Source organism: Aestuariirhabdus litorea (assembly GCF_003864255.1).
Classification (GTDB): Bacteria; Pseudomonadota; Gammaproteobacteria; order Pseudomonadales; family Aestuariirhabdaceae; genus Aestuariirhabdus; species Aestuariirhabdus litorea.
In genome coordinates, this window is record NZ_QWEZ01000001.1 from 428,494 (window position 1) to 453,125 (window position 24,632).

At 61.1% G+C, this 24,632-nt stretch carries 20 protein-coding genes; 7 read left to right on the top strand and 13 right to left on the bottom strand.

Annotated features, from left to right (window positions below):
* Positions 1 to 6: 6 nt before the first annotated feature.
* A complete protein-coding gene (locus D0544_RS02100; protein WP_164880794.1) occupies positions 7 to 1,140 on the bottom strand; it encodes a VanZ family protein in 1,134 nt (377 codons plus the stop codon).
* 154 nt (positions 1,141 to 1,294) lie between these two features.
* Here D0544_RS02100 and D0544_RS02105 point away from each other — a divergent pair, with 154 nt between their 5' ends.
* Positions 1,295 to 2,506, top strand: coding sequence for a CaiB/BaiF CoA transferase family protein (locus D0544_RS02105; RefSeq protein ID WP_125014363.1), 1,212 nt, complete (start codon positions 1,295 to 1,297; stop codon positions 2,504 to 2,506).
* Here D0544_RS02105 and D0544_RS02110 read toward each other — a convergent pair.
* Positions 2,503 to 3,510 (bottom strand): YheT family hydrolase, encoded by a 1,008-nt coding sequence (locus tag D0544_RS02110; protein WP_125014364.1) that lies wholly within the window; start codon positions 3,508 to 3,510, stop codon positions 2,503 to 2,505. The two genes, D0544_RS02105 and D0544_RS02110, sit on opposite strands and share 4 nt — an antisense overlap.
* 163 nt (positions 3,511 to 3,673) lie before the next feature.
* Between D0544_RS02110 and D0544_RS02115 the strand changes: the two genes are divergently transcribed.
* From D0544_RS02115 to D0544_RS02125, 3 genes are all read left to right on the top strand, one after another.
* Positions 3,674 to 4,069, top strand: a complete 396-nt coding sequence (locus tag D0544_RS02115) for a phnA protein (protein WP_125014365.1) — start codon at positions 3,674 to 3,676, stop codon at positions 4,067 to 4,069.
* Between the two features lie 83 nt (positions 4,070 to 4,152).
* Entirely contained in the window at positions 4,153 to 6,504 is a 2,352-nt protein-coding gene (locus tag D0544_RS02120; protein ID WP_125014366.1) for a fatty acid cis/trans isomerase, read from the top strand.
* A 572-nt stretch (positions 6,505 to 7,076) separates the two neighbouring features.
* Positions 7,077 to 7,892, top strand: coding sequence for an ATP-grasp domain-containing protein (locus D0544_RS02125; RefSeq protein WP_125014367.1), 816 nt, complete (start codon positions 7,077 to 7,079; stop codon positions 7,890 to 7,892).
* A gap of 476 nt (positions 7,893 to 8,368) precedes the next feature.
* On the opposite strand, the gene D0544_RS02130 is transcribed toward D0544_RS02125, so the two are convergent.
* From D0544_RS02130 to D0544_RS02140, 3 genes are all read right to left on the bottom strand, one after another.
* Positions 8,369 to 10,030: an AAA family ATPase gene (locus tag D0544_RS02130; RefSeq protein ID WP_125014368.1), complete on the bottom strand. Its 1,662-nt coding sequence runs from the start codon at positions 10,028 to 10,030 to the stop codon at positions 8,369 to 8,371.
* Positions 10,031 to 10,132: 102 nt separating this feature from the next.
* Positions 10,133 to 11,299: a GmrSD restriction endonuclease domain-containing protein gene (locus D0544_RS02135; RefSeq protein ID WP_125014369.1), complete on the bottom strand. Its 1,167-nt coding sequence runs from the start codon at positions 11,297 to 11,299 to the stop codon at positions 10,133 to 10,135.
* Entirely contained in the window at positions 11,296 to 12,567 is a 1,272-nt protein-coding gene (locus D0544_RS02140) for an adenine-specific methyltransferase EcoRI family protein (RefSeq protein ID WP_125014370.1), read from the bottom strand. The genes D0544_RS02135 and D0544_RS02140 overlap by 4 nt, the downstream gene beginning before the upstream one ends.
* A gap of 1,565 nt (positions 12,568 to 14,132) precedes the next feature.
* Here D0544_RS02140 and D0544_RS02145 point away from each other — a divergent pair.
* Entirely contained in the window at positions 14,133 to 14,642 is a 510-nt protein-coding gene (locus D0544_RS02145; protein ID WP_125014371.1) for a hypothetical protein, read from the top strand.
* Positions 14,643 to 14,656: 14 nt separating this feature from the next.
* Here the strand turns inward: D0544_RS02145 and D0544_RS02150 are convergent, their stop codons facing one another.
* The 8 genes from D0544_RS02150 to sugE all read right to left on the bottom strand — a co-directional run bounded on the left by D0544_RS02150 (position 14,657) and on the right by sugE (position 20,733).
* A complete protein-coding gene (locus D0544_RS02150; RefSeq protein WP_125014372.1) occupies positions 14,657 to 16,213 on the bottom strand; it encodes a diguanylate cyclase domain-containing protein in 1,557 nt (518 codons plus the stop codon).
* A 114-nt stretch (positions 16,214 to 16,327) separates the two neighbouring features.
* Entirely contained in the window at positions 16,328 to 17,194 is an 867-nt protein-coding gene (locus tag D0544_RS02155; RefSeq protein WP_125014373.1) for a DMT family transporter, read from the bottom strand.
* A 3-nt stretch (positions 17,195 to 17,197) separates the two neighbouring features.
* Positions 17,198 to 18,082: a DUF808 domain-containing protein gene (locus tag D0544_RS02160; protein ID WP_125014374.1), complete on the bottom strand. Its 885-nt coding sequence runs from the start codon at positions 18,080 to 18,082 to the stop codon at positions 17,198 to 17,200.
* Positions 18,083 to 18,099: 17 nt separating this feature from the next.
* Positions 18,100 to 18,696 carry a GNAT family N-acetyltransferase gene (locus D0544_RS02165; RefSeq protein WP_243647221.1) on the bottom strand — a complete coding sequence of 199 codons (597 nt, stop codon included), beginning with the start codon at positions 18,694 to 18,696 and terminating at the stop codon, positions 18,100 to 18,102.
* Positions 18,697 to 19,533 (bottom strand): 23S rRNA (adenine(2030)-N(6))-methyltransferase RlmJ, encoded by an 837-nt coding sequence (locus D0544_RS02170; protein WP_125014375.1) that lies wholly within the window; start codon positions 19,531 to 19,533, stop codon positions 18,697 to 18,699.
* Positions 19,534 to 19,560: 27 nt separating this feature from the next.
* Positions 19,561 to 19,719 carry a YqaE/Pmp3 family membrane protein gene (locus D0544_RS02175; RefSeq protein WP_125014376.1) on the bottom strand — a complete coding sequence of 53 codons (159 nt, stop codon included), beginning with the start codon at positions 19,717 to 19,719 and terminating at the stop codon, positions 19,561 to 19,563.
* A 116-nt stretch (positions 19,720 to 19,835) separates the two neighbouring features.
* Positions 19,836 to 20,237 (bottom strand): DUF1330 domain-containing protein, encoded by a 402-nt coding sequence (locus tag D0544_RS02180; RefSeq protein WP_125014377.1) that lies wholly within the window; start codon positions 20,235 to 20,237, stop codon positions 19,836 to 19,838.
* A 175-nt stretch (positions 20,238 to 20,412) separates the two neighbouring features.
* Positions 20,413 to 20,733 (bottom strand): quaternary ammonium compound efflux SMR transporter SugE, encoded by a 321-nt coding sequence (sugE, locus tag D0544_RS02185; RefSeq protein WP_125014378.1) that lies wholly within the window; start codon positions 20,731 to 20,733, stop codon positions 20,413 to 20,415.
* A 199-nt stretch (positions 20,734 to 20,932) separates the two neighbouring features.
* On the opposite strand from sugE, the gene D0544_RS02190 reads away from it, so the two are divergent.
* Both D0544_RS02190 and dauA read left to right on the top strand, forming a co-directional pair.
* Entirely contained in the window at positions 20,933 to 22,756 is a 1,824-nt protein-coding gene (locus D0544_RS02190) for an ABCB family ABC transporter ATP-binding protein/permease (protein ID WP_125014379.1), read from the top strand.
* Between the two features lie 184 nt (positions 22,757 to 22,940).
* The gene (dauA, locus tag D0544_RS02195) at positions 22,941 to 24,629 is read left to right on the top strand and encodes a C4-dicarboxylic acid transporter DauA (RefSeq protein WP_125014380.1); all 1,689 of its coding nucleotides are present in this window, start codon (positions 22,941 to 22,943) and stop codon (positions 24,627 to 24,629) included.
* The last annotated feature ends 3 nt before the right edge of the window (positions 24,630 to 24,632 follow it).

Below are 24,632 nucleotides of genomic sequence, written 5' to 3' on the forward strand. Positions count from 1 at the left end.
GGTCGGTTAGGGGGTGGTTGCAGGGGGCCGCTGGCGCTCCCGCAGCTGCTGCAGGCTGCGGTAGAGGAGGGCGATGAGGATCACCAGCAGGGGGTCGGTGATCTCCGCCAGGTGGTGGTCGAACAGCAGCTGCGCCGCCTCCACCGCCAGGCAGATCACCACCATCACCAAGGTGGCCACCGGCAGCCGCACCCCAAGCTGCAGCAGCAGCCAGAGGGCGGCGCCAAAGAGGAAGAACTTCTCGAAGATCACCGCTGTGTTGAGCATCATCGCCCCTCCCAAAAAGCCGTAGAAGGGGACCCAGTGGAACTCGGTCGGCTGGCTGCGCAGCTCGAAGGGGGCCAGGGCGTTGATCACCAGCATCGCCAGCAGCATCAGCAGCAGCCAGCGGGTGCGTTCGCGGTCACGCTGCAGCCAGCCGATCCAGAGGGCGGCGGCCAGCAGCGCCCCCACCACATTGGAGAGGTTGAGACTGTTGTAGATCACCAGCACCTCCAGCGCGAACACCAGCGGCACTGCCATCCACAGCAGCAGCTCGGGCCAGCGCGCGGGTTTGAACTGGCTCCAGATCAGCGCCACCACCAGCCAGGCCACGGTGTCGTGGAGGATGCCGGTGGCGGACACCTGCGGCTGCAGTAGCAGGGGCTTGAGGCTGTTCTTGATCTGTTGCCAGTCGATGGAGGGGACAAAGGGCATCAGCCGGTAGCCGAACCAGCTGGCGGCCACCAGCAGGGGAAACACCTCCAGCTGGGGGTAGCGCCGCAGCAGGCGGTCGGCCCGCAGCAGCGGGATACGGGCGCCGGCGATGCCCACGGCGGTGCCGATCAGGTTCCACAGCACATCGCGGATATTGGCGTCGCGGCTCGGCAGGTAGACCTGGCACAGCTGCAGCACCAGCGCCAGCAGCAGGCCGCTGATCACCACCTTCAGCAGCCGCTTGCGATGGATGCTGAACATGGCGAAGTAGCCGTAGGGGATAAAGAGGATGACGTTGCCGAGGATATCCCCCATGTGGCTGCGTCCGTTCCAGCCCTGCATCAACTCCGACCACAGCTGGTGCTCCTCCGATCCGGAAAAGTTGAAGGGGTAGAGAGAGCCGTAGGTGATCAGCAGGACGCTGAGGTAGAAGAGACCCTTCAAGGGGGCGATTCCTGTGCCGCGTTTTGCCACAGCATAATCGATCGTCTTTGGCCTCCACAATAGGACCTTGGTGCTCCCATCATAGAACCCTGGTGCCCTGTCGCCTCGCTGCAAGCCCTTTGCTATGCTGGCCCCATCGCAGGGAGGAGAGTCTATGAGTGAGTCACAGGTGCCGGGTCCCAAGCCGCTGGCGGGGGTTCGGGTGCTGGAGTTGGGGCAGTTGCTGGCGGGGCCCTTTGCCGCCACCCTGCTGGGCTATTTCGGTGCCGAGGTGATCAAGGTGGAGCCGCCGGGCAGTGGGGATCCACTGCGCAAGTGGCGGGTGCTCGATGAGGGCACCTCCCTCTGGTGGCGCTCGCTGGCCCGCAACAAGAAGTGCATCACCCTCGACCTCAAGAGCGAACGGGGCCGGGAGCTGGTGCGCCAGCTGATCCTTGAATCCGATGTACTGATCGAGAACTTCCGCCCCGGCACCATGGAGCAGTGGGGGCTGGGGCCCGAGCAGTTTGAGCAGCGCCACCCTGAGCTGATCTACACCCGCATCTCCGGCTACGGCCAGGATGGCCCGATGGCCGCCAAGCCGGGGTTTGCCTCGGTGTGCGAGGGGTTCAGCGGCTTCCGCTACGTCAACGGTTTCCCGGACCAGGCGCCGGTGCGCCCCAACCTCAGCCTGGGGGATTCGCTGGCGGGGCTGCACGCCGCCTTCGGCATCCTGCTGGCGCTGTTGCAGCGTCGGCAGCCGGGGGGCAGCGGGCAGGTGGTGGATGTCGCCCTCTATGAGGCGATGTTCAACATGATGGAGGGGGTGATCCCCGAGTTCAGCGGCGCCGGCGTGGTGCGCGAGCCCTCGGGCACTACCGTCACCGGTATCGTGCCCACCAACACCTACCGCTGCGGTGACGGCAAGTACGTGGTGATCGGTGGTAACGGCGACTCCATCTTCCAGCGCCTGATGGAGGCGGTGGGGCAGCCGCAGTTGGCGAAGGACCCGCGCCTGGCCGACAACGCCGGCCGGGTGCGCCACGAGCAGGAGATCGACGCGGTGCTCTCGGCCTGGACCGGTGCCCACAGCAGCCAGCAGGTGCTGGCGGTGTTGGAGGAGGCGCGGGTGCCCTCGGGGCCGATCTACAACGTCGAGGATATGATGGCCGACCCCCAGTACCAGGCCCGCGGCCTGTTCGAGTCGGTCGAGATCAACGGCAAACCCCTCAAGATCCCGGCCCTGGTGCCGCGCCTGGCCAGTACCCCCGGCGAAACCCGCTGGCCCGGCCCCGAGCTGGGGAGCCACAACCAGGAGGTGCTGGGTGAGCTGCTGGGGCTGGATGCCGAAGCGCTGGCGGCGCTGGCCGCCGAGCGGGTGATCTAGACCGCCCCGGCGAGCGGACGGGTGAGGAACGCGTGGAGCGCCTCGTTGGCCCAGCTGTGGAGCGACCAGTTCTTGATGTAGCCGCAGTGGCCACCGTGGCGGGTCAGCCTCACCTCCAGCAGCGGGTTATCCGCCAGCTGGTCGAGATTCTCGGCCAGGATCACCGGATCGTCCTCCGCCGCCAGCAGCAGGGCCGGCCGTTTGAGGCCCGCCAGCCGCTGGCCGGTGATGGCATAACTCTCCAGGTAACGTTCGGTATCCTCGAAATCGGTGTGGTGGATGACGAAGTAGTCGGTCATCTCCCGCAGCGAGCGCATCTTCAGCAGCGCATCGCGGTAGCCCAGTTCCGGGAAGTGCTCCAGCTTGGTGGCCAGCGAGCGCTTCCATTTGCGTACAAAGTAGTTGTGATAGAGGGACCAACCCTGCTCCAGCGAGTCCATGGTGGAGGGGGGGGAGATCACCGGGCACACCGCCGCCACCCGCTCCAGCGGGATGTCGTACTCCTCGGCGCGGAGGCCGACCCTGAGGGCAAAGTTGCCGCCGAGGGAGAACCCCGCCAGCATCAGCCGCTCGGGCCTCAGGCAGCTGTGGATATCGTGCATCGCCCCCGCCACCTCGGCGTCGCGGGAGGAGTTGAACAGCTCCCGGTTGAGGTGGTGGCTGGGGCCGTGGTCCCGCAGGTGCAGGCGCAGCACATCAAAACCCTGGCGGTAGAGGTAGCTGGCCGCCGACAGCAGATAGAGGGAGTCGCTGCACCCCTCCCAGCCGTGGATCAGCACCACCAGCTCGCCACTGGGCACCGGCTGCGGGCTGTACTCCCCATGCAGGCGTACCCCGTCGCCGCAGTTGAAGATCATCGCCTGGCTGCTGGCCAGCAGGGCCCGTGCCCGGTGCCGCTCCAGCGGCCGCCGCAGGGGCAGGCTGGCCATCAGGGTCTGCACGTGGCCGTTGGTAAAGGGGCGCGAGGGGGTGAAGGGGGCGAGCTCGGAGATCGGTGAGGGCATAACAGGGCTGGGTCCGCGAATGATGAGACTACTCTAGTGCCCACGGCAGGGGAGCACAAGGGTGCGCGGTCCACTGCATAGGCGGTGCCCGCAGCGCCAGTTTTTGCTAAGGTGGAGGCAGACCCGCCCGCGACGGGCGGCGCCCTCCCGCTAAGGAATCAAAATGGCCAAAGGCTTGGATAAACACCGTGCGCGGCAGGAGTTACTGTCCGCGCTGGGCAAGGACCTGGCGCGCCGTGCGCGCTCCTGTTGCGAGCTGTGCGAGGCCTCCGGGGTCAAGCTGGTGACCTTTGAGGTGGAGCCGGTACCGCTCGAACCGGAGTTCGAGCGCTGCCTGCTGCTGTGCGAAACCTGCCGCGAGCAGTTAGCTAACCCCAAGCGGGTGCAGCCGGACCACTGGCGCTGCCTGGGCAGGGCGGTGTGGAGCACGGAACCGGTGGTGCAGGTGGCGGCGGTGCGCATGGCGCGCCAGCTGGCGGCCCGCCACGACTGGGCGCAGGAGCTGCTCGACCCCCTCTTCCTGGAGCCGGAGGTGGAAGCCTGGATCGATCACCCCTAGCGGGCCCAGGCGGTTATAGGCTGAAGGGGCGCCGACGGGCGCCACAGGGATGACCAGGGCAAGGGATGAAGCGGGAGAGCGGCATGAAACAGAAGCTGAAGCGTGTGGTGTTGATGGGCTGGGTACTGGTACTCAGCGGTTGTGCGGGCTGGGGCGCCCTCAACCTGCAGCAACGCTACGGAGAGCCTGCTCCGCGCGAGCGCACCCAGGCGGCCGTGCCCGCCAACCAGGTGGACTACTGGAGCGAGGTCAAGCCGGTGCTGGAGCAGCGCTGTGTGGTCTGCCACGCCTGCTACGACGCCCCCTGCCAGTTGAAGCTGACCTCCCCCGAGGGGATCGACCGTGGCGCCTCCCGCGACCGGGTCTACGATGCCCTGCGGGTGAAGGCGGCGCCCCCCTCGCGCCTGTATGAGGATGCCCAAAGCACCGTCGAGTGGCGCCAGCGGGGCTTCTTCCCGGTGCTCAACGAATACGAAAACAACCCCCAGGCCAATCGCGAGGCGGGGGTACTCTACCGTATGCTGCAGCTCAAGCAGGAACACCCGCTGCCGAACCAGAAGCACCTGCCCGAGTCGCTGGATATCTCCCTCGATCGGGAGCAGGCCTGTACCTCGGCCGAGCAGTTTGAGCTGTTTGCCGCCGACCACCCCCAGTGGGGGATGCCCTTCGCGCTGCCGGCCCTGCCGGTGCATGAGCAGAACCTGTTGATGCGCTGGCTCGAGCAGGGGGCGATGCATACCCCCCGTCGTGCCCCCGACGCCGCCACCCAGGCAGCGGTGGAGCGCTGGGAGCGCTTCTTCAACGGCGACTCCCTCAAGCAGCAGCTGGTGGCCCGCTACCTCTACGAGCACCTGTTTCTGGCCCACCTCTATTTCCCCGAGGCGGGGGGCGGCCACTTTTTCCAGCTGGTGCGCTCGGCCACCCCGCCCGGCCAGCCCCTTGAGCGCATCGCCACCCGCCGCCCCTACGGCGACCCCGGGGTGGCTCGGGTCTACTATCGCCTGCGGGAGCAAGCCGAGACCATTGTTGCCAAGACCCATATGCCCTACCGCCTCGATGAGGCGCGCATGGCGCTCTGGCAGTCACTGTTCCTGGCCCCCGACTACCCGGTCGACAGCCTGCCCGGCTACCTCGATGGGGAGGCCTCCAACCCCTTCCTGACCTTCGCCCAGCTGCCGGTGCGTTCACGCTACCGCTTCCTGCTGGATGAGGCGAAATTCACCATCAATAGCTTTATCAAGGGGCCTGTGTGCCGGGGACAGGTCGCCCTCAACGTGATCAATGATCATTTCTGGGTCTACTTCCTGGACCCCGATTACGAAGGGTACGAACACGCCGCCAGCTTCCTGGCCGGGCGCAGCCAGCGGCTGGAGCTGCCGGCCGCCAGCGACAACATCTATACCCCGATGACCCACTGGCTGATGTATTCGCGACAGCAGAAAAAACTGCTGGAGGAGAAGGACAAGTACCTCAGCCAGTTCATCGGCGAGCAGGGCTTCGGTCTCGACCTGGTGTGGGACGGTGACCAGCGCAACCCCAACGCGGCCCTCACCGTCTACCGCCACTTCGACAGCGCCACCGTGGAGCAGGGGCTCTTGGGCCAGCCCCCCAAAACCGCCTGGGTGATCGGCTATGAGCTGCTGGAGCGCATTCACTACCTGCTGGTCACCGGCTACGACGTCTATGGCAACACCGGCCACCAGCTGTTGACCCGCCTGTACATGGATTTTCTGCGCATGGAGGGGGAGGCTAACTTCCTTATGCTGTTGCCGGAGGAGGCCCGCACCCGCGAGCGCAACGACTGGTATCGCGGCGCCGACCAGTCCGTGCTTGACTATATGACCCTGCCCAACTTCGAGCGCACGGCCAGGCTGGAGATCCCCTACCAGAGCGAGGACGAGAAGCAGGAGCTTTACGGCCTGCTGGAGCAGCGCCTGGCTCCGGTGCTGCCCACCCGCCACCGGCTGGCGAGCCTCTCCAAACCGGCGCTGGTGGAGGCCCTCAAACCCCTGACCCGCCTCAAGGGCGGTGGCGTGGCGCTGCTGCCACAAACCCTGTTTGTGCGTATCGACTCCGGCGACAGTGACCAGTACGTGACCCTTATTCATAACAACGCCCACCGCAACATCACCTCCATGTTCGGCGAAACCGGCCAGCGACTGCCGGAGGAGGATACCCTCGATGTGGTGCCGGGCTTTATCGGCAGCTACCCCAATGCGCTGATCCAGGTGAGCGAGCAGGCGCTACCCGAGTTTGTCGCGCAGATCGCGGCCCTGCGGGAGGAGGCCGATTACGAAGCGCTCATTGACCGCTACGGTATTCGCCGCACCCACCCCGAGTTCTGGCCCCTGAGTGACCCCTTCCAGCAGGCTTACCGGGAGCTTTACCCGATCGAGAGCGGGGTGCTCGATTACAGTCGGTTGGAGGATCGCTAAGACGGGTTGGATGGGGTGTAGGTCGGGCTTCAGCCCGACAACTCCATCGCCCGATAAATGCCGGCCTGAAGGCCTTCAGCCGTTGCCTTGCGGCAACCCTCTTGTCGGGACGCACCCCGACAGGTGCCTCAAGGGGGCGACCAGCGCCCCCTTAAGAATCCCCGCTGGGCCCCACCAAGCCGGCCTTCGGCTGCGCGCGTCGCCGCTTCCGCTATCGGGCGTTTCGAGGGGGCTCCTGCCTCCACGAAACGGCTCGGCGGTCACTCCCGGCCGTCCATGGCCTCCGCGACATTCGAACGTCCTGTTCATCATCCCCCCTCCGGGCCTGATCGGTGATGTAATCCAATGCTCGCCGGCTTGGAGGGTGAGGGGGTGCCAGCTTTGAACTTCGTGTCAAAACACGGGGTGATTTCTTGGCTTAAAAAGGGGCGTAAATAGGCGCGATAAATTTTGATTGCCAGTTAATACGGATCGGCTAGAATTCGCCGTCCTGCCGTTTTCTGTACGGTATGTGTGCAGCCTAAGTACGTTTTCCGGGACGGGAAAACGCCAACCATGTGCTTTGAAACTGTATGCAATTCATATCCTTCGATCTCTTTAGAACCCTCGGGTTTCCCGACACCCGGGTCATTAAACCGGAACAGTTTTTTAAATATAAACGTGAACTCAGCCAGGCCGACTGGGTGCTGTTTCCTGAGTACTGGCAACTCAATGCCCTGATCTACGGGCTAGGCTGCCGGGTCTTTCCCAGCGAAGCCAGTTACCGCATCGGGCACAACAAGATCGAGATGACCCGCGCCTTCGAGATGGTGGTGCCCAGGCATACGCCGCTGACCCTGATCGAGCTCAACGGGCCGCTCCAGCGCGAGCAGCTGTGGGAACGGATGGCGCCCCCCTTTGTGGCCAAGCTGCCCAAAGCCAGCCAGGGGGAAGGGGTGTGGCTCATCCAGAGCCGGGAGGAGTGGCGCCGCTACTGCGAGTGCACCGATGTGCTCTATGTGCAGGAGTACCTGCCCATCGACCGCGACTTGCGGGTGGTGGTGGTGGGTAACCGGGTGCTGACCGCCTACTGGCGCCACCAGGCGGCCCAGGGCTTCTACAACAACGTCGCCCGCGGGGGCTGGATCGAAACCGGCAATATCCCCGAGCAGGCCACGGCGCTGGCGCTGGAGATCGCCCTCAAGCTGGGGGTTAACCATGCCGGCTTCGACATCGCCATGGTGGGGGAGCACCCCTACGTGCTGGAGTTCAACCGGTTGTTTGGCAACCGGGGGCTCACGGAGGGGGGGATGTTGGAGAACGCCATCCTCGAGTACCTGCGCGACCAGGAGCAGCCGGAGGACCCGGATCACCCGACCCTGACGCCTAGGTTGTCGGTGGCGGTTTGAATCCTGTTTTTAACGGTGAGCGGTGGCGATGGCGAATGTACTCGCCTACCTGTTAGTCGTGGCCCCGAGGGAATTGATGACTATGAGGTAGCGCCTTCGGCGCGATCGTTTCTGCCTCGCGGCAGGGATGCTTGTCGGGACGCACCCCGACGGGTGCCTCAAGGGGGCGACCAGCGCCCCCTTAAGAATCCCCGCTGGGCCCCACCAAGCCGGCCTGCGGCTGCGCGCGTCGCCGTTTCCGCTATCGGGCTTGCCGAGCGGGCCTCCTGCCCGCACGCCAAGGCTCGACTTCCCTGTCTCGCCCCTTCGGGCCTTAATCGATAGCGAAAGCAGCTCCTTGCCGGCTTGGAGGATGGGGGGCTCCATGGTGGAATGTACGTTAGAGCATTAACGCCCACGTTCAGGTGCGTTTGAAGCGATGGCCGCTTTTGCGACAAGCGGGTCAAACGTCACCTGCAACGTGTTGTTATGCGCCGTCACTCCAAAACACCTTGAAGTGTTTCTGAGTAAAGGTAATCGCTCTCTACGCATAAATTTACCGCAACGCCGAAACGATCGTGAAAACCACCAGAAACCTTGGCCAGCATAAACTTGCCCAATCTTTTTTCCGGCGGGAGGGGCACATCTTCTCCCATCAGTCCGATTGTTCTCGGAGGGTTTTCGCCGAGTTTGTATAGCTTCCGTTTTGCATCGTCACGCTTCCTGGAAAATTTGTGTGTCAATCTGTTATGAAACTGCTCAGCAAGCTGATCTAACCAATGTTCCACTTCCATCGGGTCGAGGTTGGCCACCTCAGCAATATGCTGTGGCTCCACGAAATAGTGCTCAATATCCGAACCTTCCGTAACGAATGAAATAGCGCCATAAGCTTTAATTCGCGCACAAAGCTTCGCTTCCTCTGCGTCAGTTAGAAAGTCATTATCTGCATGAATAATTACCTTCGTCTCAGGTGCCAGTTCAGATATAAACTCGGTCAAAGCGCCAGCGGAGTGCAAATTTCCGGATGACTTATAGCTGTAGATATTTGTTCGTGACATGTCGAAGCCAGAGGATGCCACCAAGGTCAAAATGAAGTCCAACTTCGCATCCTCCGTCAGGATCACAAAATCGACACCGCCATTCAGAAGCTTGTCGAAGCTATCCAATGCCCCTAGATCCATCAACATGGACATACGATGTAGATCGGTGCCCTGTTGCTCAACTTGCCCTCCTTTCATCCAAACGAAGTTCGCATCACCGTATAGTGAATCCACCAAATGTCGACTATGTGTCGCAAGAATAATTTTGGTACTGAACTGATCGGCAACAGTCTTCAGTGATTCAGCGAGAAGAGCTTGGTTGTCAGGATGCAGATGAGAATCTGGTTCATCAAGAAGTAGCAACTTCGGTTTAAACAGGGTTACATAACTAAAAATTTGCAGTGCTTGCAAAACCCCCGTACCTACCAACCCTAAGGGGACCCGATCACCATATTTCTTTAGACCAATTTCCACATGAATGTGACTATCGTGAACAGGGTCGAAATTGATTAAAATGGAAAACTCGGGGAAGAGCAAGCGCATCAGATCTGCCAACTCAGGCAACAGCTTCTTGGTCTCAATTAGCAGCAGTACATTTCTGAGATAAAGATTTGCGTCTCCACTCGCAACCCCTTTCCTAACCACACTTTCTGAACAGTACTGTTCAACCTGCGGTATTCCTGCCAATCCAGGAACGTAAATGGAAAAGGGTGGAATGAAACTGGAAACTGCGTTACCTATTGCGACATGACCAGTCCTCTCGCAGCCGACATTCCCCTCGTTACGCCCTCGGTACACTCGGACCGTATAGGTTTCATCATCGCCATCGATAACTCCGCGCACTCTTAAGTACCCAAAGTTAGACTGGTTTTGATAGGGAAGTCCGTGCCGAAGATCAACGAAACTTTTGGTAGGACAGTACAACAAATTGTCTTGAGTGAATGTCTTTTTATCTAGCCTCCGCGCGGCGACTGCTGCTACGACAGAAAAGTGAATGCCCTGAAGCACGCTACTTTTACCGGAATTGTTGCCACCAACCAGGACGTTGATGTCATCAAGTACGACTTCCGCCTTTTTAACTTGTTTAAAGCTTTCGACTTCAATACTGGTCAGGTCCATACAGCGATCTCTTCGTTTAGATGCGCATAACGCCCAAAGCAGCGCGCTTTAGCGCGTCCAGCCCGAAGGGCGATGCTGCCTTTGCTTGTTAGGTGCAATGAATTACCTGTTCCCTTTAGCTCTATTGTGGGTAACGCAAAGCATTTGACAGTTCGTTACTGTGCTTTCACCGCCTTTACTCCATGCGGACACATGATCTGCATCCATTTCATTAATTTTCCATATTTTGCTCTTGTTTGCAGAATGGCCAATTACGCATAAAGGGCAATTTGAAATTTTATTATCTTTCGCGTTAGTAGTTTGCTTTGCATATACAGATTTCTTCGTGGCTTCATCAAACACTCGTATGTTTAGAAGCTTTGAATCTTGAAGATCACCTAAAATATACTCAAAAACCCCTTTACGGTTCTTGATATATGGGTCTCCATAAAGTTTCTTAACTTCAGTAGAGACTTCAGACGGATCATAGGATTTGGTATGGTATAACTCGTAGAGTCGGCCCCACTCTTGTCCTTTCATTTCATTTTCAACATCAATGAACACAGCTGATACCCAGTCGATTACACTATTGAAGTAGGCGTTTAGTTCATTGATATTTTCGTCAGTACGATGTGTACTCATGTAACCACCGATATCGCCCTTGCTAACCCAGTCTAGCGCTCGTTCCAGAAAGTCTTGCCTGTTAGCACTGCCTTTTATATATGCACTCCATTTTTGGATGTTCGCGTTCTGGCTGTTACTAAATTCTGCTTTAGCCTTGGTAACAAAAGGGCCAGAGTAAATTGCATTCAATAACTCCTGGGAGTTAAGAGGTACGCCAGAGATATTAATGGTTTCAAACCATTGTTTAATTTCAGTCTCCGTACCCTCGCATTCATATATTAGCAACACTGATTCAAGGATTTTTTCTTGTTGGTCGCTAGGTAGGCTCCCAAAGTTTTTTGGATTTCCTTCGTCTATGATAGCGAACTTATTAGTTACAAAACGACCAATACTGGTGATACGCTGTTGTCCATCTAGCACTTCGTATTTGTCACTAGCTACTTTGTTAAAATATAACAAGCCCAGCGGGTACCCCTTGAGCAATGAATGTATTACTGCTTGTTCTTTTTTTCCGTCACCATCAGCATAGATGTAGTTTCTTTGATATTCTGGTTGAATAGTGAGTTTTCCGCTTAATCCAAATATGCCCTTTCCTTCCAATTGGTTAAAAATAAATCCGTCACAAACATCAGCCACAGTAATAGTAGTTTTAAGAGTCGTTTTCATTTTTTCTTCCCTTTTGACTGCTGGTGGCGATGACGAATTAAAATTCTTTTGTAAATAACTCTTGGTTGGGGTTCGAGCAAGCAAAGCATCCTCATGCCTGGGCTATAATGACCAGTACCACCTCGAGCACGATACGCGGCTATGAAATCATGGCCTAGAGTGCTAACACCAAGCTCTTCCATCATACTTGAATCATCGCTATTCCCAATAATCTCGAATTGGTCTGGATTGTATTTATTTAGAAAGGTAACAGGCACGCCCATGATGCCGTCATAATTACTTGGTATTTCCTTGTACGTCCCAACTTCAAGTGCATCTAAATTTTCATACTTATAGTAAGCTAATTTCCCTTTTAAGTTTTTGCTGAACTTTAGATTATCTTCCATAGTCATGAGGCTTAGCGGCTCATGACGGCGCCCGTGATCTAAATTTGTGAACCAGCACGACGCTGATACCCGCGCCATTTTCTTTCCCGTTCTTTTATCAATATGATGAAACCGTTCCCAGTTGTCTGGAACCTCGAAAAACATACCTACATTAAAGTTGGTGCAACCAAGCCAAATTTTATTTTCTTTAATGAGAGGGAATATTTCTAAGTAAGTAATCGAATTCGTATTCCCTATTATTAGAAATTTCTTTTTGTACTTTGCAAGTTGGGCAACGTATTCTTTAAATAGAGAGAAGGGGGGGTTGGTTACCACGATATCTGCTTTTTTAAGTATTTCTACACACTCCGAACTACGAAAATCGCCACCTTCTTCAAGACTCTTTCGACTATGCGGGTTTTTCTTTAGAAAGACTTCAATATCGTCAATACCAACTGCGCCATCTCCATTGAAGTCTCTGACTTCTTGGATTTCAAGAGCTATTGCTTTCGGCTTAATACGCTTATCTTTTTTCCCTTTATATTCGATTAGGTCAAGTTGCTCTCCAGCGATTGGTGAGCCATCGTAGCTAGTGGTGATTAGTTTTTTAAGCCCAAGTCTGTTGAAATTAGCTGCAAAAAACTTAAAAAAATTACTCTCGAAAGGGTCGTCGCAATTGCAATACACAACTTTGTCTCGAAATGTGTTTGGATTGAATTCAAGATACGCCTCAACTTCTTTCTGAATATCGATATACTGAGTGTAAAACTCATCTTTCTTTGCTACTTTGGCTGCACCTAGCCCACGATTCATTACCTTGCCATCTTCTTCAGGCCTCTCCGTAGCCTTTTTCGATTGTCCACGCTTTTTGCTAACTTTCTTAGTAGTATTTTTTTTTGTCATAACCTTATTCTATTCCAAACGAAATTTTACCTTGCTGAGTTCTTTGGGGCACCCTAACATTTGTATAACGCCCCAGGTACATTTCCCCGGGCCGCTGATTGATTTGAACTAGCGTACCTCTTTGTCTTATATGAGAAAAGTGCTCATTTTCACAGATGTCGCCATGCGACAATCGACCCGGGCGTGTATCTCCGCTGCTTCATCGCTATATCTCCTTTGTCCTTCCTATAACGCACTGATATTGCTAGCTTTATTTAAACCCTGGCGTGCAAATGGTGCACACACTTTGCGCAAAGTGGGCCGTTCACCTGATGCAACCCAATACCCTCTTTATGCATGCAGCAAGCTTTCTACTGCTAGGCAAAAGCCATCGCGCCGAAGGCGCCCCTACCATTTGGATCGCAGCCGCTGTCCATAATCCCTGCGAACTACCGTCCAAATAAAGAAAACCGCAGGTGGCACCCCATTACCCTCCAAGCCGGCGAGCAGTGGGGGAATGGTTCGATCAGGCCCGCAGGGGCGAGGCATGGACGCCGAGCCGTTTCGTGGGGGCAGGAGCCCCCTCGAAACGCCCGGACCAGTTCTCCACAGCGCAGCGCAGCCGCAGGCCGGTTTGGTGGGGTCCAGCGGGGATTCTTAAGGGGGCGCTGGTCGCCCCCTTGAGGCACCCGTCGGGGTGCGTCCCGACAAGGGGGTTGCCGCAAGGCAAAAGGGATCGCGCCGTAGGCGCACACATCCATGCCCACTTAGCCTCCAAGGGAGGAGGCTGTCGCCCTGAAGGGCGACCTACAGGGGGAGCCTGCCCCCTTAGATCGCGTCGTCTCGCTCAATGCAGGCATCGAGTTCGCTGAACCAGCCGCTCTCGCCAAGTCGAATGCAGATGCCGAGTGCGCTGGACCCCCCTGATCGCTGCCGCTTCGATCAATGCGCGCATCGAGCGTGCTCAGCCACGCCGCTCTCGCCAAGTCGAATGTAGACACCGAGTGCGCTGAGCCCTCCTGATCGCTCCCTTCTCGATCAATGCGCGCATCGAGGATGCTGAACCAGCCGCTCTCGCCATCCCTGGCTCCCGCTGCATACCGCCCATCCCTGGGCATAAAAAAACCCCTGGCGCCGGGGCGTCAGGGGTAATGCGGAGATACAGATAGAGTCACATCTGCGATCGAGACATCCGTGAGTCTATCCGCCATCGGTGAGCGGAACAGGAGCGGAAATCCGTTCTTAACACCAATAGCATCATGCGCAAGCACATGATTCGATTGACCGGCGTGGGGCCGGTCGAAATCGGCGGGGGGCGCCTTGGGGGGAGTTCCGAAGAGCTCCTTACGCCTCCTTGTGTAAAGTGTCTGGTTTTTGGGGAGGTCGGGCCATTAGACGTTGGTCGGTGACCGCCCGGTCACGCCGGAAATGGGGTGGAATTTTCCGTCTCTGGCGCCAATACTGGGGGTTCAATCGCTTCAATTCGATCAAAAGTGGCACAAATGCACTGTTATCGTTTTATTTGTGACTAACAGGCTTTTGATAGTCACGCCATAGTGGATATTGACGACGGAAGGAGAGGGTCATTGGCGGATCATTCAAAGGATATGTGGTACGAGCCGGAGCGCCAACTGTTCCATATCCGTGCGCGCCGCCAGATCGGCTTTTTCGATGTGCTGCTCACCTGTCTGTGGGGCAGTGCCCTCGGCGGCGTGGTGGTGGAGGGGATGTTTGGCGGTATCCCCTGGCAGGCGCTGGGGCCGGTCAAGGGGTTGCTGACCCTGCTGGCGCTGGCGGCGATGTTCCTGCTCTGCCTGTGGCGGCTGACGGAGGGGGTGCGCTCGCTGGTGCACGGGGTAAGCCCGCGCTTTGTGCTGCGGCGCGAAACCCTGTTGGGGCTCAAATACCAGCAGGAGCGGGGGCTATCGACCCACTCCATCGCCCTCGGTACCCAGGTGATTACCCGGGTCGCCAACCTGCAAACCTTTCTCGATGCCTGGCAGCAGGCCAGGGATGATATCGCCCGCGAGCAGTTCGAAGCCAAGGCCAGCGAGGCCCAAGACGGGGAGGGCGAACCGCCCGAGCCGGACCCCTGAGTCGGGCCCGGTCTTCAGGAGAGGGGGTTGCAGTGCACGCCCTGGCGTAGCCGGGGGTGCAGCGTCAGCCGGTTGCGTCCCTCCTGTTTGGCGCGGTAGAGGGCTTCATCCGCCGCCTCCAGCAGTTTGTCGGGCATCACCTCCAGGGTGGGCACGCAGGTGGCCACCCCCAGGCTGACGGTGACCACCTGGGCGGCGGAGGAGTGCTCGTGGGGGATGGCGCACTGTTCCACCGCGGCGCGCAGGGCCTCGGCCACCCGGCAGGCGCCGTCGCTGTCGGTATCGGGCAGCACCACCGCAAACTCCTCACCGCCGTAGCGGGCCAGCAGGTCGGAGTGGCGGCGAATGGCGCCGCCCATGGCCCGGGCCACCTGGCGCAGGCAGTCGTCCCCCATGCTGTGGCCGTAGTTATCGTTGTAGCCCTTGAAGTGGTCGATATCCAGGATCACCAGTGACAGCGGTTCGTTGTGGCGGCAGCCGCGGTGCCACTCATCCTCCAGCTTGCGGTCAAACTCGCGCCGGTTGGGCAGCTCGGTGAGGTAGTCGAGGTGGGCCAGGGCGTCGAGGATGGCGGCGCTCTGCTTGGCTCTCAGCTGGGCGTCGAGGCGCGCCTGGGCCACCTTGGGGTTGGAGAGGTCAAACAGCACATCGGCGGCGCCCATGTCGAAGGCGGCCATCTCCTGCTCACCGTTGAGGCCATCGAGCAGCACCAGCACCGAGGTGTGGCGGTAGCGGTGCTCCCGCTTCAGGCGGCTGCAGAGCTCGAGCCCGGCCTGCTCCAGTGAGGCGTAGTCGATCAGCACCACATCCGGGGCACACTCCTGTGCCTCGAGCCACTGCTCCGCCGCCTCGATGCGGGCCTGGTAGACCAGGATATAGGCGGCCTCCAGCTCCACCAGGTTGCAGCGGTCCGGATTGAACTCGCCGACTAATAGCACATTCTGGCGCGGCTTGAGCTGGCAGGCGGCGAGGGTATCGGGCGCCACCGGCAGTTCGCCGCCATTGAAAAAGTGGCGCAGCAGGTCGTAGGTGGGAAAACCCAGCAGGGGTTTTTCGTGCAGGGAGGAGTAGAGCACCGGCAGGCGGGTCTTGAAGCGCTCCCCCTCCCACTCCTGCTGCCAGGTCTCGAGTTCCGGCGACGAGGGAGAGAGTGCCTCGGGGTCGGGGTAGTCGATGCCCGCCTCGCGGGCGAGGGATTCCAGCACATCGGCGTCGGAGATATCCCGACCCTCGACCCAGAGGGCGCGGTAGATCAGGGTTCGAAACAGGGAGACCCGCTTGGGGTCCTGCTCCCGCACTCCAAAGACCACCTGGTTGACGAGGCGGGTGTTGGGGCGGAAGGGGGGCGCGTGTACCGTGATCTCGGGGGCACGCTTGCGGATCACCGCCACCTCACTCAGCAGCTGCTCCTTCTCGTCCGGGGTGACCACGGCACTGGTGGCCGAGGCTTCGTGTTCGATCCCGCGCCACTGGATGCGGCGGCTGTCCCCGAGGCTGATCAGGCGTTCGTTGAGGGCGTAGCAGAAGGGGCAGTTAAAGTCCGAGTAGAAGTGGATGAAATCGGTGCTCATAGCGGTCGGCCCTGGCGGAGCGGTCTGCAAGCAGGGCCGCTCGGCTGAGTTGTATTTGGATTGTCCTATTGTACCCGCGGGCGGGGCCAGCGGAACCCCCGTCGGTACTGTTCCCTATCCTAGGCCGGATTTTGCCGGGCGGGTACTCAAAATCACCAGCGCGATGCCCCCCAGGATCGCCGCCGAGGCCAGCAGCAGGCGCAGGTCGATCGCCTCCCCCAGTAGCAGAGCACCCCCCAGGGCCGCAATCACCGGTACGCTGAGCTGCACGGTGGCGGCCTGGGTCGCCTTAAGCGCTGGCAGCACCCGGTACCAGAGGGCGTACCCCAGCCCCGACGCCAGTGCACCCGAGGCGATGGCCAGCAGCGCCCCGTGCCCGTCGAGGCGGGCGCTGGCGAGGGTGACCAGGCTCAGCAGCGCCGCCAGCGGCACCGCGCGCAGGAAGTTACCGGCGGTGACCCGGGTGGGATTCCCGGCGCCCCGGCCCCGCAGGGAGTAGACCCCCCAGGCGACCCCGGCCCCTATCATCAGCAGCGAGGCGATGAGGGGCGGCTGTTGCAGGCCCGGCAACAGCAGCCCCACCAGACCGGTGATCGCCAGCGCAAACCCGAGCCACTGGCGGGGGTTCAAGCGTTCGCCGCGCCACAGTCCATAACCGATCATGCTGGCCTGCACAGCGCCGAACAGCAGCAGCGCGCCGCTGGCGGCGGAGAGCTGGGTGTAGGCAAAGGAGAAGCCGGCGGCGTAGGCGAACAGGGCCAGGGCCGAGGGCCAGCTGCCGCGTGCCCCGGGCGCTTGCCGCAACCTCGGGCTCAGGGTGACCAGCAGCCACAGGCAGAGGGCGCCGGAGAGCAGGCGCAGGCTGGTAAAGCTGGCGGGGTCGATGGCGCCCTCCAGCAGCGCCGCCCGGCACAGCAGGGAGTTACCGGCAAAGGCGACCATGGTGAGGGCGGTGAGAAGGCTGAGTGGGAGCAGGGGCATGGACTAATCCGGGTGGGCGCCGGGGCGCCTGTGCAGGGGGTGGGTCAGGAGCAGCAGCAGGGCGCCTATCCCCAGCCCGCTCAGCAGCTCCGGCAGCAGGCTGGGCAGGATCGCCAGAGCGTGGTGGAGCGCCTCGATGTTGTGCACAAAGAGGCCGCCGCCCACCAGCAGCATGGCGAGGGTGCCCACCACCCCCAGCAGGCGGATGACCCAGGGCAGGGCCGCCACAAGCCCCTGTCCGCCCAGCCTCAGGGGGGCTTCCAGCCAGGCGGGCTGCTGCCGCGAGCGCTGCATCAGGTAGAAGCCGGCATCGTCCATGCGCACCAGCAGCGCCACCGCACCGTAGACCCCTACCGTGGCGGCCAGCGCGATCAGGCTCACCACCAGCACCTGCACCGCCAGGCTGGCGTTGAGGACAGTGCCGAGGGCGATGACGATGATCTCGATGGAGAGGATAAAATCGGTGCGGATGGCGCTCCTGATCTTGGCCGCCTCGCGTTTGAGGATCTCCTCCCGCTCAAGCGGGAGCTGGGCGGCGATGGGGGTGGCGGGGCGCGGGCGGAACCACTCCACCACCTTTTCGGCCCCTTCGTAGCTGAGGTAGGCGCCCCCCACCAGCAGGATGGGCACAATCAGCCCCGGCAGGTAGGCGCTGAGCAGAAAGGCCAGCGGCAGGATAATCAGTTTGTTGACCAGTGAGCCCTTGGTGATCGCCCACACCACCGGCAGCTCGCGGGAGGCGCTGAAGCCGGTCGCCTTCTCGGCGTTGACCGCCAGGTCGTCCCCCAGAATGGCGGCGGTCTTTTTGGCCGCCACCTTGCTCATCACTGCGGCATCGTCCAGCAGGGCCGCAATGTCATCGAGAATCATCAGTAGGCCACTGGCCATGGGCTGCACTCGCTGGGTCAGGGGGTGGATTGGGGGGCGGATGGGGGGTCGGGCAGGGGAACGTCCTGCCCCCCCGGTCTTTCATGGCAGGCGGCGGTGATCGTCCCCTGCCAGTAGCCGACATCGATCCAGCGCTCGAACTTGTAGCCCACCTCCCGGAACTGCCCCACCTGGGCCATGCCGAACTTTTCGTGCAGAGCGACACTGGCGGCGTTGGGCAGGGCGATGGCACCGAGGGCGGTCCGGAAGCCGCGCTGGGCAAGCTCGGCAAAAAGGGCCCGGTAGAGGGCACTGCCGAGGCCCTGCCCCCCGGCCTCGGGGGCCAGGTAGACGGTGATCTCGGCGGTAAAACGGTAGGCACAGCGACCGTGCCAGCGGGTGGCGTAGCTGTAGCCTTGCACCCCTTGGGCGGTTTCGATGACCAACCAGGGCAGGCCCGTCTCCTCTACCGCGCGCAGGCGCCCGGCCATCTCCTCGGTGGGGAGGGGGTCCTCCTCGAAGGTGACCACCGTCTCTCGTACATAGTGGTTGTAGATGGCGACGATCGCCGCAGCATCGGCTGCGGTGGCCGGGCGAATACGGGGAAAGGGGGCGGCGGCGGGAGGGGGGCTCACCTACTCCTCCACCAGGGTATCGCAGCGGTAGTTGCCCTCACCCTGCTCCCCCACCGCCTGCGCCAGTTTCGGCAGCAGCCCGGCGAGCTTGTCGAACAGCCCCCAGGGTGGGTTGATGAGGATCATCCCCGAGGCGGTCATGCCGCGCCCTTCGGTGTCGGCCCGGAGCCCCAGTTCGAAGCGCTGGATATTGCGGATGCCGCTGCCCTGCAGGGAAGTTTCCAGCTGGTTGATGCGTTCGCGTTCCACCACCGGGTACCAGAGCGCGTAGACCCCGGTGGCGAACTTGCGGTGCGCCGCCTGCAGCGCCTTGACCACCTGCTCGTAATCGGATTTGAGCTCGTAGGAGGGGTCGATCAGCACCAGCGCCCGCCGCGAGGCCGGTGGCAGGTGTGCCTGCAGCCCCTTGAGGCCATCCTCGCAGAACACCCGGATGCGGCGGTTGCCGCGGGTGTTGCCCTTGAGTCGTTCCACATCCTCCGGGTGCAGCTCGTAGAGCCAGGCATTGTCGCGTGCGCGCAGGAACTGGCGGGCGATCAACGGCGAACCGGGGTAGAAACGCAGCCCGCCCTCGGGGTTGAGGGCGTTCACCACTTCGAAATAGCGGGCCAGCTGCGGCCACTCGGAGGGGATGAGGCGGCCGATACCGTTACGGTATTCGACCAGCTTGCTGGCCTCGGCCGAGGCCAGGTTATAGAGCCCGGCTCCGGCGTGGGTGTCGATGTAATCGAAGGGTTTCTCCTTCTTGCACAGGTGCTCCAGCACCTCCACCAGCACAATGTGCTTGAGCAGGTCAGCGAAATTTCCAGCGTGGAAGGAGTGGCGGTAGCTGAGCAAGGGAGAGTCCTGTAGGGGGTAAGTGGGCTAGCGGGTGCAGACCCAGAGCGCGTGAACCATGCCGGGGAAGAAAAACAGCAGGCAGAGCACAATGTTGATCAGCAGCTCTTTGCCAGCTCCGCCCTTCAAAAACACCGCCACGGGGGGCAGGAAAATGGCCAGCAAAATAAGCAGCAGTCGATTCATGGGGCAGATCCTTTTGCAGCGGTTGGGGTGTGGGCGACGGAGTGGTTGCCCACTCTATTGGTATACCAGCTCGGCAAAAGGCGTCAAGCCGGAATCGGGTCCTTGCGCGGGTCGGCTCAGGTGCTGCTTTCGAGGGTGAGGGTCAGTCGTGAATCGGCCAGCGCGGCGCTGCGGTGGAAGACGATCGCCTGGTACTCGGCGCTGGTGACCATCGCCAGGAAGGCCTCAACCGAGGGGTAGCGCACCAGCAGTACCTGGTCCCACTGCTCCTCGTCGGGGCCGATCACCGTGCCCCGGGCGCTGCCTGACCAGATCACACTGGCCCCCGCCTTGCCCAGCGGCCCCAGTGCGGCCTTGCCGTAGCGGGCGTAGGCCTCTCGTCCGGAGCACTGGGTGCCGTCGGCGTAGTTGGCCTGATCGCGAAAGCTCAACAGGTTGAGCATCACCACCGGCACCCCCTTGGGGGCCTGGGCGATCACCGTCTGCAGTTGTTGGGGGCGGGGATCGATATAGGGCATGGCGGGCTTCCTCGGGCGGGTGGCTGGGCGGGTTTGGGTGGACGAAACAGTGCTAGCGGGCCAGGCTATAGCAGCGTTGAACAGAGCGGGTCGCGGTCCGCCCGTTGGCGTCTCGTCGCCTGCCAGCTTACCCCCTGGGGGCGTGGCGATCAAAAGTAAAGGTGAAAAGGGCTCGTTAGCCGGGGGTGGCCAGCTTGAGGCCAATGATGCCGGCAACGATCAGCCCCAGGCTCAACACCCGCAGGCTGCTGGCCGGGTCATCGAACAGCAGTATGCCCAGCAGGGCGGTTCCTACCGCTCCTACCCCCACCCACACCGCGTAGGCGGTGCCCACCGGCAGCGACTTCATGGCGATGCCCAGCAGGCCGAGGCTGATGATCATCGACACCACCGTGCCCACCGTGGGCCACAGGCGGGTAAAGCCTTCGGTGTATTTGAGGCCGATCGCCCAGCCGACCTCGAACAGGCCGGCGATAATCAGGAGGGTCCACTGCATGGGGTGTCTCCAGGGTGCGGGGGTGGCTTGCCCGCTGGATAGATACCCGCCGCCAGACGGGGTGGTATGGGTGCCGCTCTCCCCTGAATCTCGCACGGGGTGAGGGGAATGGCAAGGGTGCGCTCTTCCCAGGCGTCCCGCTTGCCAGTAGGCTAGAGCCATTGGCCCGGCACGGGACGCCGGGACAGGGGGAGCAAGCATGCGCGGAGAGCGACGTTCGGCCGCGGACAAAAACTACAGCCGTAGCCTGAACCGGCGCGAAGCCTGGCAGGTGATTAGCGAGATCTGGCCCTACCTGTGGGAGTTTCGCCGGCGCATGGCGCTCGCCTTTGTGCTGCTGGTGGCCGCCAAGGTGGCCACCGTTACCATGCCCTGGGCCCTGAAGCAGATTGTCGATGGCCTCGACGCTTCCCGCCAGAGCCTGCTGGTGGTGCCGGTGGCGCTGCTGATCTTCTACGGCCTGCTGCGTTTTTGCGCCGCCTTCTTCAACGATCTCAGGGACACCGTCTTCAGCCGGGTCACCGAACGGGCCATGCGGCGCATGGTGCTGCGGGTGTTTCGCCACCTGCACCGCCTCGACCTCGATTTCCACCTCTCACGCCAGACCGGCGGCATCTCCCGCGACATCGAGCGGGGCGGCAACGGCTTCGGCTTCCTGATGCGGATGCTGGTATTCAATATTGTGCCGACCCTGATCGAGATCACCCTGGTCGCGGCCATCCTGCTGATCAACTTCAGCCCCTGGTACGCGCTCATTATTCTCGCCTCGGTGGCGGTCTATATCGGCTTTACGGTCTGGACCACCGAGTGGCGCACCCGCTTCGTGCGGGAGATGAACGAGCTCGACAACCGCACCAACAGCCGCGCCATCGACAGCCTGCTCAACTACGAAACGGTCAAGTACTTCAATAACGAGGAGGTGGAGGCGAGCTACTACGACCAGAACCTGGCGGAGTGGGAGACCGCTCGCCTCAGGACCCGCCTCACCCTGATGCTGCTCAACGGCGGCCAGGTGCTGATCGTCTCCGCCGGCATGGTGGCGCTGCTGTGGCTGGCGGCCGGGGAGGTGGTGGCCGGCACCATCACCCTGGGCTCGCTGGTAATGATCAACGCCTACGTGCTGCAGCTGTTTTTGCCCCTTAACTTTCTCGGTACCGTGTACCGCGAGGTACGGCGGGCGCTGACCGATATCGAGAACATGATGGGACTGCTCAGGCGCGAGCCCCAGGTGCAGGATGCCCCCGGTGCCACCGACCTGGTGGTGAGCCGCGGGCGCATCGAGTTTCGTGAGCTGGGGTTTTATTACCACCCCCAGCGGCCCATCCTCAAGGGGGTCAGCTTCACCATTGAGCCCGGCGAGCGGGTGGCGATTGTGGGCCCCAGCGGGGCGGGCAAATCGACCCTGGCGCGGCTGCTGTTCCGTTTTTACGACGCCACCGAAGGGGCGATCCTGATCGATGGCCAGCCGCTGGCCTCGGTGACCCAGCAGAGCCTGCGCCGGGCGATCGGTGTGGTGCCCCAGGACACGGTGCTGTTTAACGATACCCTGGCCCGCAACGTCGCCTACGGCGATCCGTCGGCGCCGCCCGATGCGATTGCGCGGGCGATCGACATGGCCCACCTGCGCCACTTTGTCGAACAGCTGCCGGAGGGGGATCAGACCCCGGTAGGGGAGCGCGGGCTCAAGGTCTCCGGCGGCGAGAAGCAGCGCATCGCCATCGCCCGGGTTATCCTCAAGGATCCGCCGATCCTGGTCTTCGACGAGGCCACCTCGGCGCTCGACTCCGACGCCGAGCGCGCCATCCTCGAGGCGATGCGCGAACTGTCCACCAACCGCACCACCCTGGTGATCGCCCACCGCCTCTCCACTATTGTCGATGCCGACCGCATCCTGGTGCTGGACCAGGGGCGCATCGCCGAGAGCGGCAGCCACCCCCAGCTGATGGCGCAGGATGGTCACTACGCCCGCCTGTGGCGGCTGCAGCAGCGGGAGGCGAAAGGGGCAGTGGTGGCCGAGCGCTGATGGGGCTGTTGTTTGCCCGCAACCCAGGCGCAGGTTGCCAGGGATGCAAGCTGCTAAAAGGAAGGTAAAAGGTGATGGTTTTCCCCGTTTGTTCCGGATCGATCGACAGCCATTGCCCGCCACAGCCTGTATACTATGACGCCTGGCGCGTATGGACCCGAGCCTGAACCCTGTAGAGATAACGATGTTTTCGGCACTTAAAAAGTCGGTTCACAGTAAACCCCGTTTTCCCGAGATCCAGGCCAATGTGCTGGCCGGCTTAACGGTGGGTGTCATTGCCCTGCCGCTGTCGATGGCGCTGGCCATCGCCAGTGGGGTGGCGCCGCAGTACGGCCTTTATACGGCGATCGTGGCGGGCATTGTGATCGCCCTGTCGGGGGGCTCCAAGGTCAATATTTCCGGTCCTACCGCGGCGTTTGTCGTGGTGCTGTTGCCCATTGTCCAGCAATACGGCCTGGGTGGCCTGCTGATGAGTGGCCTGATGGCCGGGCTGATTCTGGTGCTGATGGGGGTGGGCAAGCTGGGCCGCTTGATCGAGATCGTCCCCTATCCGGTCACGGTGGGCTTTACCGCCGGTATCGGCGTGGTGATTGCCACCTTTCAGGTCAAGGATTTTTTGGGCCTTCATGTGGAGGCGACGGATGGTCACTACCTGGACCGGGTGTGGCTGATCGTCCAGGCACTGTCCAGTATCCGTTGGCAGGAAACCCTGATTGCGCTGTTGACCCTGGGGGTGCTGTTGCTGTGGCCAAGGCTCCGCTCGCGCATACCCGGCCACCTGGTTGCGCTGCTGGTGGGTAGCCTGGCGGCCTGGCTACTGGCTCAGCTGGTGCCTGGCTTTTCGGTGGCCACCATTGGCAGCCGTTTTTCCTTTGAACTGGGTGGGGTGACCGGCAGCGGTATTCCTCCTCTGCTGCCGGCGTTCGATTGGCCGTGGCATTTGCCCGGTGCCGATGGCCAGCCGATTGGCTTCAGCTTCGACCTGGTGCGCGAGCTGTTGCCCGCCGCCATTACTATTGCCATTCTGGGGGCGCTGGAGTCGCTGCTCTGTGCGGTGGTGGCCGATGGCATGTCCGGCAAGAAGCACAATCCCAATGATGAACTGATCGGGCAGGGCATTGGCAATCTGGTGGCCCCCTTCTTCGGGGCCATACCCGCCACCGCCGCCATTGCCCGCACCACCGCCAACATCAAATCCGGTGGCAGCCTGCCGCTGGCCTCGGTGGTCCACGCCCTGTTTATCCTGGTGAGTATCCTGCTGCTGGCCCCGATTCTCTCCTACATCCCCATGGCTTCCATGGCCGCGTTGCTGATGATGGTGGCCTGGAACATGAGCGAGGCCCGTCACTTCATACGCACCGCCAAGGTCGCCCCCAGGGATGATGTGGTGGTGCTGCTGATCTGCTTTTCACTGACGGTATTGTTCGACATGACCCTGGCGGTGGCCGTGGGGATGGGGTTGGCCGCGATGCTGTTTATCAAGCGCAGTATCAGGCTCACCCAGAGCGCCACGGTGGAGCGCGACCATGCGGGTTATGAGCTACCGGCCAGCGTGACCCTCTACGACATCAACGGCCCCCTGTTTTTCGGCAGCGCGCAGAAGGCGCTAAAAACCCTCTCGGAGGTGAGGCCGGAGGTGCGGGTGGTCGTGCTCGACATGACGGAGGTGACCATGCTGGATATGAGCGCCATTATTGCCATGGAGTCGATCCGCAACGACCTGCAGGCCAGGGGCACCGGCATGGTCATCAATGGCCTGCAGTCACGCATGATTCTGAAACTGCGCCGCGCCGGCATCCGTAAGCAAAGCGGCAGGATCGCCTTCTCCAGAACCCTTGAGGAGGGGTTGGCCAAAGCGCAGGCGATGCACTGATCG